13 protein-coding genes and 2 pseudogenes are annotated in these 12417 nt (G+C 65.9%); 3 read left to right on the forward strand and 12 right to left on the reverse strand.

Annotation, left to right across the window (positions count from 1 at the left end; translation table 11 throughout):
* Positions 1 to 42: 42 nt before the first annotated feature.
* A complete protein-coding gene (locus ACYVD0_RS22040; RefSeq protein ID WP_460428781.1) occupies positions 43 to 741 on the reverse strand; it encodes a CoA transferase subunit A in 699 nt (232 codons plus the stop codon).
* A 138-nt stretch (positions 742 to 879) separates the two neighbouring features.
* Between ACYVD0_RS22040 and ACYVD0_RS22045 the strand changes: the two genes are divergently transcribed.
* On the forward strand, positions 880 to 1785 hold the full coding sequence (locus ACYVD0_RS22045; protein WP_460428782.1) for a LysR family transcriptional regulator: 906 nt from the start codon (positions 880 to 882) through the stop codon (positions 1783 to 1785).
* Positions 1786 to 1869: 84 nt separating this feature from the next.
* On the opposite strand, the gene lpxO is transcribed toward ACYVD0_RS22045, so the two are convergent.
* The gene (gene lpxO, locus ACYVD0_RS22050; protein WP_460428783.1) at positions 1870 to 2769 is read right to left on the reverse strand and encodes a lipid A hydroxylase LpxO; all 900 of its coding nucleotides are present in this window, start codon (positions 2767 to 2769) and stop codon (positions 1870 to 1872) included.
* Positions 2770 to 2907: 138 nt separating this feature from the next.
* Between lpxO and ACYVD0_RS22055 the strand changes: the two genes are divergently transcribed.
* Entirely contained in the window at positions 2908 to 3528 is a 621-nt protein-coding gene (locus tag ACYVD0_RS22055; RefSeq protein ID WP_460428784.1) for a phosphoesterase, read from the forward strand.
* Between the two features lie 3 nt (positions 3529 to 3531).
* Positions 3532 to 4687, forward strand: a pseudogene (locus ACYVD0_RS22060) (EAL domain-containing protein); the annotation flags it as partial.
* Positions 4688 to 4797: 110 nt separating this feature from the next.
* On the opposite strand, the gene ACYVD0_RS22065 reads toward ACYVD0_RS22060, so the two are convergent.
* The 10 genes and pseudogenes from ACYVD0_RS22065 to ACYVD0_RS22110 form a co-directional block, all read right to left on the reverse strand.
* Positions 4798 to 5955 carry a glutathionylspermidine synthase family protein gene (locus ACYVD0_RS22065; protein ID WP_460428785.1) on the reverse strand — a complete coding sequence of 386 codons (1158 nt, stop codon included), beginning with the start codon at positions 5953 to 5955 and terminating at the stop codon, positions 4798 to 4800.
* 9 nt (positions 5956 to 5964) lie between these two features.
* The gene (locus tag ACYVD0_RS22070; RefSeq protein WP_460428786.1) at positions 5965 to 6648 is read right to left on the reverse strand and encodes a DUF1190 domain-containing protein; all 684 of its coding nucleotides are present in this window, start codon (positions 6646 to 6648) and stop codon (positions 5965 to 5967) included.
* 20 nt (positions 6649 to 6668) lie between these two features.
* Positions 6669 to 7091 carry a DUF350 domain-containing protein gene (locus ACYVD0_RS22075; protein WP_460428787.1) on the reverse strand — a complete coding sequence of 141 codons (423 nt, stop codon included), beginning with the start codon at positions 7089 to 7091 and terminating at the stop codon, positions 6669 to 6671.
* A gap of 15 nt (positions 7092 to 7106) precedes the next feature.
* Positions 7107 to 7757 (reverse strand): DUF2491 family protein, encoded by a 651-nt coding sequence (locus ACYVD0_RS22080; RefSeq protein ID WP_460428788.1) that lies wholly within the window; start codon positions 7755 to 7757, stop codon positions 7107 to 7109.
* Positions 7744 to 8778 carry a potassium channel family protein gene (locus ACYVD0_RS22085; protein WP_460428789.1) on the reverse strand — a complete coding sequence of 345 codons (1035 nt, stop codon included), beginning with the start codon at positions 8776 to 8778 and terminating at the stop codon, positions 7744 to 7746. The genes ACYVD0_RS22080 and ACYVD0_RS22085 overlap by 14 nt, the downstream gene beginning before the upstream one ends.
* Before the next feature lie 68 nt (positions 8779 to 8846).
* On the reverse strand, positions 8847 to 9407 hold the full coding sequence (locus ACYVD0_RS22090; RefSeq protein WP_460428790.1) for a rhomboid family intramembrane serine protease: 561 nt from the start codon (positions 9405 to 9407) through the stop codon (positions 8847 to 8849).
* 65 nt (positions 9408 to 9472) lie between these two features.
* On the reverse strand, positions 9473 to 10174 hold the full coding sequence (locus tag ACYVD0_RS22095; protein ID WP_460428791.1) for a PspA/IM30 family protein: 702 nt from the start codon (positions 10172 to 10174) through the stop codon (positions 9473 to 9475).
* Between the two features lie 15 nt (positions 10175 to 10189).
* Complete coding sequence (locus tag ACYVD0_RS22100; protein WP_460428792.1) at positions 10190 to 10795, reverse strand: YjfI family protein; 606 nt, start codon at positions 10793 to 10795, stop codon at positions 10190 to 10192.
* 428 nt (positions 10796 to 11223) lie between these two features.
* Positions 11224 to 11631 carry a lysozyme inhibitor LprI family protein gene (locus ACYVD0_RS22105; protein ID WP_460428793.1) on the reverse strand — a complete coding sequence of 136 codons (408 nt, stop codon included), beginning with the start codon at positions 11629 to 11631 and terminating at the stop codon, positions 11224 to 11226.
* Positions 11632 to 11777: 146 nt separating this feature from the next.
* Positions 11778 to 12248: pseudogene (locus tag ACYVD0_RS22110) on the reverse strand (IS5 family transposase); the annotation flags it as partial.
* Between the last annotated feature and the right edge of the window lie 169 nt (positions 12249 to 12417).

Raw genomic sequence — 12417 nt, forward strand, 5'->3', positions numbered from 1 at the left:
GAAGCCTCTCTTGTTCTGTCTGATGGGCAAGGCGATCAAGAATCAGGCGCGGACGGTGCGCTTTTCGATGCGCTTCTCGAAGTGCCCGAGGATAATGCGGTCCACGTAGATGCCGGGCGTGTGGATCTGGCTGGGCTCCAGTTCGCCCGGCGCGACGATTTCCTCCACCTCGACCACGGTGATCTTGCCGGCGGCGGCGACGACTGGGTTGAAGTTCTGCGCGGTGTGGCGGTAGACGACGTTGCCGAAATGGTCGGCCTTCCAGCCCTTGACGATGGCGAAGTCGCCGGTGATCGCCTCTTCGAGGATGTAGTGCTTGCCGCGGAACTCGCGCACTTCCTTGCCTTCCGCGACCGGCGTGCCGTAGCCGGTCGCGGTATAGAAGGCGGGAATGCCCGCTCCGCCGGCACGCAGCTTCTCGGCCAGGGTGCCTTGCGGAGTCAGTTCGACCTCCAGTTCGCCATTGAGCAACTGGCGCTCGAACAAGGCGTTCTCGCCCACATAGGAGGCGATCATCTTGCGGATCTGCCGGTCTTCCAGCAGCACGCCCAGGCCGAAACCGTCGATGCCGCAGTTGTTCGAGACCACGGTCAGCCCCTTGACCTGCCGGCGGCGGATCTCGGCGATCAGGTTTTCCGGGATGCCGCACAGGCCGAAGCCGCCGGCCAGGATGGTCATGCCGTCGGTGAGCCCGGCCAGGGCTTCTTCGTAGGTGTTCACGCGCTTGTCGAGTCCAGCCATGCTGTTCTGCCTCTTATTGTTGTCATGCCCCCGCAGCGCTGCTGCCGGAGAGCGATTTCAAATCGAAGGCCAGTGTCATTCGCCATGACTTATTTGTTAAATTTGTTTTAACAATGTATTAATTTGGAATTTAAATGAATGACCCTCAAACAGCTGCGCGCCTTCCTAGCCGTGGCGCAAACCCTGAGCTTCGCCCAGGCCGGCGAGCGCCTGCACCTTTCCCAGCCCGCGCTGAGCCTGACGATCAAGGGGCTGGAAGAATCCCTGGGCGGTCGCCTGCTCAGCCGCACCACCCGTAGCGTTTCCCTGACGCCGGAGGGAGAAAGCCTGCTGCCGCTCGCCCGGCAGCTGCTGGCGGACTGGGACAACGCCGAGGAATTGCTCCGCCAGCGCTTCACTCTGCAACTGGGCAAGGTGTTCGTGGCCGCCATGCCATCCTTCGCCGGCAACTTGCTGCCAGCGGCCCTGAAGGTCTTCCGCAGCCGTTACCCGCAGGTGAATGTCGCGGTGCACGACGTCATCAACGAGCACGTGATCGAAATGGTCCGCAACCGCCGGGTCGAGCTGGGCATCGGCTTCGAGCCGGACGCCTCCGACAGCCTGGCGTTCGACCCGCTGTACACGGACCGCTTCGTCGCCGTACTGCCGCCCGACTCGAAATTGGCCCGGCAGGAGCGGCTGAGCTGGGCCGAGTTGCTGCAGGAGGACTTCATCACCCTGCAACGCCCTTCCGCCGTGCGCCTGCTGCTGGAACAGCACCTGGCGGCACACGGGGAAAAACTGCCGGTCGCGTTCGAAAGCCATCAGCTGGCCACGGTGGGGCGCATGGTCGCCAGCGGCTTGGGCGTAAGCGCCGTGCCTTCGTTGTGCATCCGGCAGATGCAGGAGCTGGGCGCATGCTGCGTGGCCCTGCACGAGCCGGTCATCGAACGGCGGATCGGCCTGCTGACCCAGGCCGACCATGAGCTGTCGACCGCGGCGCAGGCCCTGCGGGAAGTGCTGCTGGAGACGATCGATGCGTATCAACTGACTGGCCCGGCCTAGAGCCCATCATCTCCCCTTGCACCGATACCCCGAAACGCAACCGGGCCACGCAAGGTGGCCCGGTTTCGTGCGCTTCAGGAGATCTCAGCTCAGCAGGAACATCCCGAACAGGCTGCCGAGCGTGCCCCACTTCAGCGTGTAGTAGAGGCTGCGGCTGCGCTTCTTCAGCGCCTTGCCCTGCAGGCGCAGCCAGTACAGGTACTTGAAGGCCCGGTTTACCCCGCCGGTCTTGTCGCCGGCGTCGTTGGGCGAACTGGCGGCGGCCATGACGGTGCGGCTGAACCAGCGGTTGAGGGCGGTCGCCCAGCCATACTTCAACGGACGCTCCATGTCGCAGAAGAGGATCAGGCGATCCTTGTCGGTGGTGTTCTCGGCATGATGGATGTAGGTCTCGTCGAACACCACCGCCTCGCCGTCCTTCCAGGCGCAGGGCTCGCCATCGACGCTGATGAAGCAACCCGGATCGTTGGGAGTGGACAGGCCCAGATGATAGCGCAGTGAACCGGCATAGGGATCACGGTGGCGCACCAGCCGCGAGCCTGGCGGCAGCACGGCGAACATCGCCGCCTTGACCGAGCCGATCTCCTGCAAGAGCGCGGTGGTCTTCGGACACAGCTTGCTTGCCGAGGGATGGCTGTCGCCGTACCACTTCAGATAGAAGCGCTTCCAGCCGCTCTTGAAGAAGGAGTTGAAGCCGGCGTCGTTGTAGGCGTCGGAGCGCTTGATCTCCCCAGCCCGGAACAGTTCCTGCGCCTCGGCGCGGATCGCCTCCCAGTTGTCCTGGAGGGGCTTCATCTCGGGGAAATCGTCTGGAGACAGATAGGGCTTGTTGGGCACGCAGGAGGTCAGATAAAGGAGGGTGTTCAGCGGCGCCAGAAAGCTCGAATGATCGGTCAGCTGACGGGTGAGCTTGTGACGGACCCGACCACGGAGATGCACATAGCCGACAGAAAAAACCAGAACTGCAAGGATAAGGTATTTCACGGGCACTAAGATTATGTTTGTAAAAAGAAGAGGCCCCATGCTACGCCGGACAAGGCCAAGATGCCATCAACGAACGGGGAATGCGCCTGCGCCGACCGACTGTCGGCCCGTCCGGCCCCGGCAAGGCAGGGAATCGGCATGCTGCCTGCCGGGCTGACGCGCCTCTCCGACCTGTCCATCATGCTGCCTGCGGCCGGCGTGATCGCAGTCTGGCTGCTGGCAGGAAAATCGCCCGGCGCGGTGCGGGCCTGGCTGATCACCCTGCTCGCTTGCTACCTGCCCGTCGCCGTGAGCAAGCTCGCCTTCAAGGGCTGGGGCTTCGGCATACGTTCACTCGACCTCACGGTCATCAGCGGCCAGGCGATGAACGCGACCCTGATGCTCGTCGTCCTGGCCAGCCTGCTGGCCAGGCAGATCCGCCCCGGCTGGCGCTGGCCCGCGGCCCTGGCGGCCTTGGCCGTGGCCTGGTGGTACGGCCTGTTTCAAATCGCCGCCGCCACGCACCCGCTGTCCGAAGCCATCGCCGGCTGCCTGCTCGGCACGGTCGGCGCCTGCCTTTTCCTGCGGCGCCTCGAAGGCTTCGCCCAGCGGCGCGTTCCGGCTTTCCTGCTGGCGCTCGGCCTGCTGGCCATCGCAGCCGCGACCTACGCCCCGCGACTGCCCGTGGAAGTCTGGCTGGACCGGGTGGCGGTGCTGGTTTCCGGCAAGCAGAGGGCCTTTACCGCAGAGCACTGGCAGCGTCTGCAGGAAATCGATTGACGGCTGCGGTTTTCGCCCTGGCACACAAATCTGATCCTTGCCCGCGGCACCCTGACCACTCTGTTCCAGCCCATTCTCAGCCTCTCCGAACAGCGCGTCCACGGCTATGAGGCGCTGAGCCGCGGCCCCTCCAACAGCCCCCTGCACGCGCCCATGCCGCTGTTCGGCGCCGCCCGCCATGCCGGCCGGCTCAGCGAGCTGGAGGCCCTGTGCCGGAAGAACACCTGCCAGCGCTTTCACGAACTCGACCTCGATGGCCGGCTGTTTCTCAACGTTTCGCCGGAACTACGTGAAGATCGACCGCCACTTCATCGACGGCATCGACCGCGATCCGCTCAAACGCGAATTCGTCGACTCCATTCTGCGCATGGCCAAGGCCTCCAGCGCGCGGATCATCGCCGAGGGCATCGAACGCCCCGAGGAGCTGGCCACCCTCGTCGAGATGGGCGTCGACCTGCTGCAGGGCTACCTGTTCGCGCGGCCTGCGGAGCGCCCGGTCAGCGAGGTCCGCGAATACCTGCCGCAGCCCAGACTGGCCAGCCCGGCCCTCGCCGAGGAGGGTACCGACCTCACCGTGCTGCTCATCGAGCAGCCGGGGGTAGCCGACAGCACACCGGTCGCCCAGGTCCTCGAGCTGTTCCGCAGCCAGGCCTCGCTGAACTTCCTGGCGATCCTCGATGCCAAGCAGCGGCCGGTCGGCGTGGTCCACCGCCACGCGCCGTCCGACGCCCTGCTCAAGCCCTTCGGCCCCGAGCTGTTCGCCCGCAAGGCGATCCAGCGGCTGATGAGCGAGGACTTCCTCGCCGTCGACCAGGCGCATTCCCTGCAGCAGATCAGCCGCCTGCTGACCGGCCGCGCCCGCCAGCGCATCGAGGAAGACTTCGTGATCACCCAGGATGGCCGCTACCGGGGCATCGGCCGGATCATCGACGTGCTCAAGCTGATCACCGAACGGAAGCTCCAGCAGGCCCGCCACGCCAACCCCCTGACTCTGCTGCCGGGCAACGTGCCGATCCAGCAGTGCCTGACCCGCCTGCAGGAAGACTTCCCGGCGCAATGCCGGCGCCACTACCGCAGCGAGCACCTGCAGGCCGGGCACTTCGGCGGCTACGACCGCCAGGGGCGCAAGTGCGAATTCCCGCTGCTCAGCCTGCGGATCATCGATACCCGCGAAGTGGCGCGTCGGCAGGCAACCCCCGCCACGACATCCTGACCCGCCAGGGCCAGGCGAGCGTCGGGCGGGAGGAAATTCCGTGCGCCATCCCCCGCTCAATCGAGAATGACGTGTGGCAGAAAGCGGCTGGAGTCGCGGGTGATCGGACTGTCGTCCTCGCGGATGCCCATGCCCGCGGCGCTGTCGCCGATCACCCAGGAGCCCACCAGGGTGTGGTTGTCGCCAAAGCGCGGCAGCGGCGAGAAGGCCTGCAGGATATAGGGCGCGTCGGTGTAGGGACCATTCACCCTGAGCACTTCGCCCTCCGTCGTGCACAGCTCCACATTCGCCCCCTCGCGCGAGAAGAAGGGCTTGCGCACCCAGCCGCTGGGCACCGGCTTCGACGGGTCGCGATCCAGGTGGCAGGGCAACAGGTTCGGATGGCCCTCGTTGAACTCCCAGAGCAGGGGCAGGATGCCCTTGTTGGAGAGCACCGCCTTCCACGGCGGCTCGAAGAACTGCGTGTCGCAGTCCGCCACCGCCGCGCCGAACGGCTCGTGGAAGACGAACTCCCAGGGATGCAGCTTGAACAGGTGGGGAATCCAGCGCTCCTCCAGATCGACGAAGCGGCCGTCGGCGCTCAGGCCGATGTCCTCGAGGTCGATGTGGCGGGTCGCGATGCCCACCTGCTCGGCGATGCCACGCAGGTAATCGGTCGTGCCCCGGTCCTCCGCCGAGCCCCGTATCGAGGCGAAGTAGAAGGGGCGGCGGATGCCGAGCTCGGAGAACGCCTGGCGCAACTGGTCCTCGATGCTGTTGAACTGGTCGGCGTGGCGGGGCAGCCTGCCGAGCGCCATGCACTCCTCCAACCAGCCCCATTGGAAGGCGGCGCCCTCATAGAGGCTGGTCGGGGTGTCGTAGTTCAGCTCCAGCAGCTTGGCCAGCCCGCGCCCGTCATAGGAGAAGTCCATCCGCCCGTAGAGGTGCGGATGACCCTCGACCCAGGAGGTCCGGATCAGCTCGTGGAACGCCGGCGGAATCGCCAGGCGCGCCAGCAGCGCCTCGCTGCGCACCACCCGGTCCACCAGGTGCATGCACATCGCGTGGAGCTCGTTGGTCGGCGCCTCGATGTCGTTCTCGACCTGGGCGAGGCTGAAGCGGTAGTAGGCGCGCTCGTCCCAGTAGGCCTCGCCGTCGATGGTGTGGAAGCGGAAGCCGAGCCGCTCGGCGGTCTGTCTCCAGTCCGGCCGTTCGTCGATCGCGATTCTCTGCATGAAGCCTCCTCAGCCGCCGGAACTGCGGCTGCCGCCCCAGCCGCCGCGCGCGCTCGACTGGCTGCCGAAGCCGCCGCGCGAGGTGGCGGAGGAGGTCGAGATCGGCCTGCTGGTACTGTTGCTGTAGCCCTTGCCGTAGCGGCTCTGCTGCGAGTTCGGGAAGGTCGCGCCCGTCTCGATGCGCCGGGACAGAGTGGAGGTGGAGAAGGCTCCGCGCCCATCGCGGTAGCGATAGACCGGCTCGCTGTAATAGCGCCCGCCGCTGTTGCCCAGCATGCTGCCGATCAGCAGCCCCATCAGCAGACCGCTGCCGGAGTCGCCGGAGGCGGCCGCCTGGGCCTTGGCGCTGTCCATCTGCGCCTGGGTGACGGTGCCGCCGGCGCTCAGCTCGAAGCCGCCCAGCTGCGGGACGTAGCGGCCGGCGGAGTCCGTCTGGCAGTAGCCGGGCACGAAGTCGGCCTCGCAGTCGGCCTGGCGGTCGTACAGCGGCGCGATGCGGCGATGCTCGGCCAGGGCGGCCATGTAGGCGTCGGAACAGACGTCGACCGGAAACTTCCGGTTCACGCATTCTTGTACCGACTGGAAGCGAAACGTCTCCTGGACGGTATAGGTGTCCTGCGCCCCGTCGCAGCCGGCGATCGCCAGGCTGATCGAGGTGGCCAGGGACAGTTGCACGTAACTACTTCGCTTCATTGGGACCTCCCGTCGGCCGTTCAGTTGGGGGTCATGCAGGCGGCGTTCAGCAGGCCGACGCCGACGGCCACCGCCGCCACGTATATGCCGGAGGCGACTTCGCCCTTCTGGATCCGTGCCGACAGGTCCCGGAGCACCAGATTGACGGCGAAGAAGGCCAACAGCTGGACGATGGCGGCGATGAGGGCCCAGATCACGAAGTCGAGCAGGCTGACGGAATAGGCAATGACGTTGCTGACGGGGATGGCGAAGCCGATGATCGCCCCGGCCAGGGCGATCGCCGCCGCCACGTTGCCCTCGCGGATCAGCGTGAACTCCCGGTGGGGCGTGAGCCGCGTGTAGACCAGCTGGAAGAGGGCGAACAGGACCGCCGCTCCCAGAATGTAGACGATGAATCCGGACACGGCCGCTTTGTTGAGCGATATTTGCAATGCGTCGAGCATGGGCATTTCCCTGTTTCAGATAACCTGGAGGTCGGTCGTGTAGAGCGAGACGCCCAGCGCGGTGCTGAGGCTGACGACGCCCTCCTCATCTTCCTCGACCGAGAAGAGCAGGAACTCCCGCCGCTCGGTGAGCCCCGTCTCGCGGGCATAGAGCATCGCGCGGTGATCGATGCCGTAGGACTCGTTCGCGCTGCGGACGCGCTCGAAAAAGGCCACCAGCTCGGTCTGGCCCTCCTCGCTGCCCCATTCCCGCGCGAACTCGTCGCCGTCGAGGCGGTAACGCGGCAGGCCGATGGGGCTGTCCGGCCCCGCCAGGCGGCGCAGCTCCGCCTCGCTGGCGACGGTCGTGCAGTCGAGGTAGTTGAACAGGATCAGCGACTCGACCTGCCCGGCCCGCTCGCCGGTGGTGTGGACCTGGAGCCAGAAATCCTGATCGTCCATATAGTAGCGGGAAAGCCAGGTGGACTGGCCGAGCTCGATCACGCCCTCGCTCCAGATCTGCTGGCTGGCGGGAATGCGCACCCGGGAGCGGCCCTCGAGCAGCAGTCCCAGGCTGCCGTCGAAGCTCACGGCCCGGCCCCAGCCGAGTCCCAGCGGGCCTGCCGCCGGTGCTGTGGACCTGCTCTTCGGGGCCTCGATCCCCAGCACGCGCTTAAACCAGCTCATGAAAGTCCTCCCGGAGGCGGGTGGAAGCGATGTAGAACAGCTCGCCGCCCTTGATCGGGGTGTCGCCGGGAGGATTGATCGCCGGCTGGTACTCGCCGGTGGCGCGGTAGCCGATGAGGGTCGCGTTGTGGCGCTGCTTGAGGCGCTGGTAGAGGACGCCGAACAGCCCCTCGAAGGTTTCCGGGAGCTTCAGCCGATACTGCGTGGCGCCCTGGCCGACGCTGAGCAGCTCGTTGATCACCTCCGACGAGCCTGGATCCTGGGAGGAGCGCACCAGCATCTCGATGGCCATGCCGGAGGTGCACTCCAGCTTCGGCGCGTAGGAGCGGGCCAGGGCCGCGATCTCGCTGTCGTTGAAGTGCGCCACGACGTGGCCCGCCGGCTTCAGCTGGTTGACTGCCAGCACCGTGGCCAGCGTCAGGTCGTCCGAGCCGGTGCGCACCAGCACCCGCTCGGCGCTGGGCACGCCGGCGCGGCGCAGCAGCGCGGCCGAGGAGAGGCTGTCGCCCCTGACGAAGGCGGCCTTGCCCTGCATCGGGTTCTCCTCCAGGACTGCATCGCAGATCACGATCAGGTTGTCGTTGGAGGTCTCGTCCTGGAGCAGCAGCTCGACGACCCGCTCGCTGACCCTCCCTTCCCAGCCGATCAGCACCGTATGGGCCGTGCGATCGGAGTAGTCCCCCTTGCCCCTCATGCCTGTTCTCCAGAGTTCAATCACCAGATTGGTTGTCTTGCCGATCGCTGCGGTGAGCAGGGCGATACCGCCGAGCATCACCCAGACGGCCACGAAGATGCGCCCGGCCGGCGACAGGGGGGTGAGATCCCCGTAGCCGACGGTCAGCGTCGTGGTCAGATAGAAGTACGCATAGGTCGCCGGGTCCGTCAGCTGGGATTCCCCCAGCGCCAGCAGGCCCGCGTAGGCCACAAGGGTGTGTACGGCCATGGCCAGGCCTAGTCCGACCCAGCTGAAGCGCTCGAAGAAGGTGGCCGCGTAGAAGCGCAGCAATACGAAGATCGACATGGATTCCCGATTCCATTGAAGGGTTCGGCCGGTTCACCCAAACCGCGCCGCCCCGAAAGCCTGCCGCCTCATGCACGGGCGCCTCGCCGCCTGCCGTCGGGCGGCAACAGCCGCGCCGCGACGAAACCGGCGAGCGCTCCGGCGATGTGCGACTCGAACGAGGTTCCCTGCCACGGCAGGAGGCCGAAGACCAGGCCGCCGTAGAGGAAGAGCGCGACGCCGGCCATCAGCATATTCCGCCAGCTGCGGTGGTACCAGGCCCGCGCCAGGAGCCAGGTCCACAGACCGAACACCCAGCCGCTGGCGCCGATGTGCACTCCCTCCCGGCCGAGCAGCCAGACCAGCAGGCCGCCGAGCAGGACGATGACCAGGCTGACGGCGACGAAGCGCCGCACGCCGTCGGCGGCCACCAGCATGCCCAGCACCACAAAGGGCACCAGGTTGCCGGCCAGGTGAAGGAACGAGCCATGCAGGAAGGGCGAGGCGACGATGCCCGCCAGCCCCGCGGGCGACTGCGGCAGCAGGCCGAAACCGTTGAGGCTGTAGCCGCTGAGCGCATTGACCACCTGCAGCGCGAGCATCAGCCCGGCCAGGCCGGCCACCACCCCGAATCCGCCGACGATATTCACTTCCTATCTCTGAATTCCGGCACGCAAGGGACGGGCTCTTCCCCGCCCCTTCCGCTGCCCCGGCCTCACTCGGCGGCTTGCTTGCGCAGGCGCTCCAGCACTGCATTGGCGCTGCCGGCGTCGGGCACGATGCCGGCCTCCTTCAGCCGGCGCTCCAGATCGTTGCCGGTGGAGGCCTCGGCCAACTGCTCCTGGGCCTCCAGCTCGGCGGCGCGCTGGTCCTGCTTCGCCTTCAGGCGGTTCAGGGTGCCGACGGCGGTCTCCAGCTTGCCGTTGGCCCCACCGCTGGCGATCGAGGCGCTGACCTGGGCCTTCTGCACGCTTTCGCGGGCCCTGGCCATGTCGACCTGCTGGCGCAGGCTCCTGATGCGCGCCTCGGCCTTGGCGACGTCCTTGCGCATCTTCTCGACGTAGGCGCCGAACTCGCTCGCCTGCCTGTGCTCGGTCTCGCGCTCGTTGGCGAGGTTGGCGATCATCTGCGCGACCTCGGTCGCCAGATCCTCGCGATTGGCCTTCAGCGCGGCCATGGCCTTGGCTTCGAGATCCTTGATCTTGCCGTCGTACTCGGCCACACGGCGGGTCGCCAGGCTGTGCTTGGCCATGATCGCGGCCAGCTCCTGCCGGGCGCTGGCCAGCGCGCTGTCGGCGTCGCGGATCTCCTGATCGAGGATGCGCAATGCCTGATGGTCGACGACGGCCTCGCCGACCTCGTTGGCGCCGCCGCGGATGGCGGTGAGCAGCTTGCTCCAGATGGACGTGCCTGACATGCGGATACTCCCCTGTTACTTGAAGAAGTCTTCGAACGCCTCGGTGGCGTGCTGGATATTGTCGACCAGGGTGAAGACCTCGGTCACCACGTTGGTGAGGCTGGAGCCGGCGCTGAGTGCACCGAACATGTTGTAGACGGTCTGCCCGTTGGGCATCGTCTCGATGCCGATCGAGGACAGCGGGAACAGCTCCCGGCTGCGCAGCACGGCATCGTTGAACCGGGCGACGTCGGCGATGGCCTCCAGCTCGACCAGCACGGAGTCGACGATGATCTGCTCGCCCACCACCGCGATGTAGATCGGCAGGCCGCCGTACTCGTTCATCTCCAGCTTGATGCTCGGCTCGGCGCCCTGAACCAGGGTGATGCCGATCTCCCCGGATGCCACGTTCTCCAGCGCCTGCAGGGCGCTGTAGAGGCGGTCGATGGTCCAGTTTTCCCCTGCGCTCATGTATTCCTCCAGTTTGAATGTGCCGGCCAACACCGGCTGGCGTAGTCGCTTCTCGAGCTGCTTGAGCAGTTCCCGATTCTCGGGCAGCACCCAGGTCTCGTGCTTCACATAGCCGGCCTCGGCCAGCCCGCTGCGCATGCGCTTCATGTAGAAGCTGGAAGGCTTCTTCATCACGCCCGGCTTCTTCTTCGTCCCGGCCGGCCCGGCGCCCGGCTCCGGAGCTCCGCTCGAGGTGGATTTCCTGACTGGCATGGCTCACCAAAAGCACATCACATGTGAGATAAGCTAGAACAAAAATCCAGCACGAGCAATATCTCACATGTGAGATAGTTCCAGCGACTCCCGCAAATCGCGAAAGGGTTGGTAAATGGCTGGCGCCGTGCCGGGATGAACGGCGGCCGGCGCAGACTCGACACGGACCGGCAATTTTATAGGGGATCGGACTTTTCCTTGCCAAGCAATGGATTGGTTGTTTGAATCACGGCTTCACTGCCGTATAGGCAGCTCAGAAAAGTGGCAGGCCACCGTCGTGTTGCACCGCGCAGTTTTACTGCCGAACAGGCAGCTCGGAAGCTCGCACGTTCAAATCGGCGCTGGCATTACTTCCCCCAAACGACAAACGACGCCAGCTCGTCGGCGCGCGTCTTGGTCATGTCGAGGACGCAGGAGGCGCCGTTGATGCGGTCGATGGTGCCGCCGGTGAAGCTGGCGTGCAGACTGCAGTTGGCGTCGCGGTACTTGATCCACAGGCGCTGGACATCGCGCAATCGAGCCTGGTGCTCGGCGTCCAGGGCCTGCATGGCGGCCTGGTAGCCCTGGTTCAGGCGCGCATCCTGAATCCGCGTCTCGGCTGCCATGCAGTCGACCATGTTCGCCGTCACCCCGCCCGAGGCGTCCATGCAGGTGGAATAGGCCGGCGTGTAGCCGTCGTCGGCGGCCAAGGCCGGCAGGGAGAGAAGCGTACCCAGGACGGCTGGCAGGCAGCGAATGCGCGCAGACTTTTTCACGACGTGGACTCCAGGAAAATTCAAACCTGGCCCTCGAAGCCAGCCACGGCCACGAAGATCAGCGAATGCTCGGACAACGCGGATTGCCGATTTTGACATCCTCCCCTCCCTCTCGCTAACGCTCGCCGCCCTAGGGGGTGTTGACGTTACATGGGGAGCCACAGGAACCCACAGGCCATGGCTACCCTGCTCTCGTGATTTCGCTTCAGCCTGTCGTGGCGGAACGCCACGGCGCGGTAATGCTTCAGCCGCGCAAAGGCGTTCCCGACCAGATGCCGGTAGCGATACAGCCCCCGGTCCAGATCGGCATTGCCCTTGATCGAGTTGCGCTTTCGGGGGATGACCGCCCGGGCGCCCTGCGCCTCGATCCGTTCGCGGATGCGCTCGCTGTCATGGCCCTTGTCGGCCACGATCACCGCGGCAGACGGCAGTTGTGCAATCAGCTCGGGGGCCAAGCTACAGTCGCTGACCTCGCCCCCGGTGATCTCGAAGGCCACGGGCAATCCATGCGCATCGACGGCCAGGTGGAGCTTGCTCGTGTTTCCTGCCCGGCTTGTGCCGATGGCTTCGGGCTGGTCGCTGGCCGCACCGGCACTGTGCTGGTGGGCCTTCACATAGAGCATTTTCATCAAATACCAGATCACTGCTGCAACTGTAGGTCGGGTTAGCCGCAGGGCGTAATCCGACGCGACGGGCAATGCCGGGCAGGCTGTCGGGTTACGCTACGCTAACCCGACCTACGGAGCGGCCATCCACGTATATCGTTATCCTGATCGCCCCCAAAAG

It is taken from the genome of Azotobacter armeniacus, from assembly GCF_054779355.1.

Excerpts from the sequence above, each read along its gene's own strand:
- ACYVD0_RS22040 (WP_460428781.1), bottom strand. The coding sequence starts at position 741 with ATGGCTGGACTCGACAAGCGCGTGAACACCTACGAAGAAGCCCTGGCC.
- ACYVD0_RS22045 (WP_460428782.1), top strand. The coding sequence starts at position 880 with ATGACCCTCAAACAGCTGCGCGCCTTCCTAGCCGTGGCGCAAACCCTG.
- ACYVD0_RS22055 (WP_460428784.1), top strand. The coding sequence starts at position 2,908 with ATGCTGCCTGCCGGGCTGACGCGCCTCTCCGACCTGTCCATCATGCTG.
- ACYVD0_RS22065 (WP_460428785.1), bottom strand. The coding sequence starts at position 5,955 with ATGCAGAGAATCGCGATCGACGAACGGCCGGACTGGAGACAGACCGCC.
- ACYVD0_RS22070 (WP_460428786.1), bottom strand. The coding sequence starts at position 6,648 with ATGAAGCGAAGTAGTTACGTGCAACTGTCCCTGGCCACCTCGATCAGC.
- ACYVD0_RS22075 (WP_460428787.1), bottom strand. The coding sequence starts at position 7,091 with ATGCTCGACGCATTGCAAATATCGCTCAACAAAGCGGCCGTGTCCGGA.
- ACYVD0_RS22080 (WP_460428788.1), bottom strand. The coding sequence starts at position 7,757 with ATGAGCTGGTTTAAGCGCGTGCTGGGGATCGAGGCCCCGAAGAGCAGG.
- ACYVD0_RS22085 (WP_460428789.1), bottom strand. The coding sequence starts at position 8,778 with ATGTCGATCTTCGTATTGCTGCGCTTCTACGCGGCCACCTTCTTCGAG.
- ACYVD0_RS22095 (WP_460428791.1), bottom strand. The coding sequence starts at position 10,174 with ATGTCAGGCACGTCCATCTGGAGCAAGCTGCTCACCGCCATCCGCGGC.
- ACYVD0_RS22100 (WP_460428792.1), bottom strand. The coding sequence starts at position 10,795 with ATGAAGAAGCCTTCCAGCTTCTACATGAAGCGCATGCGCAGCGGGCTG.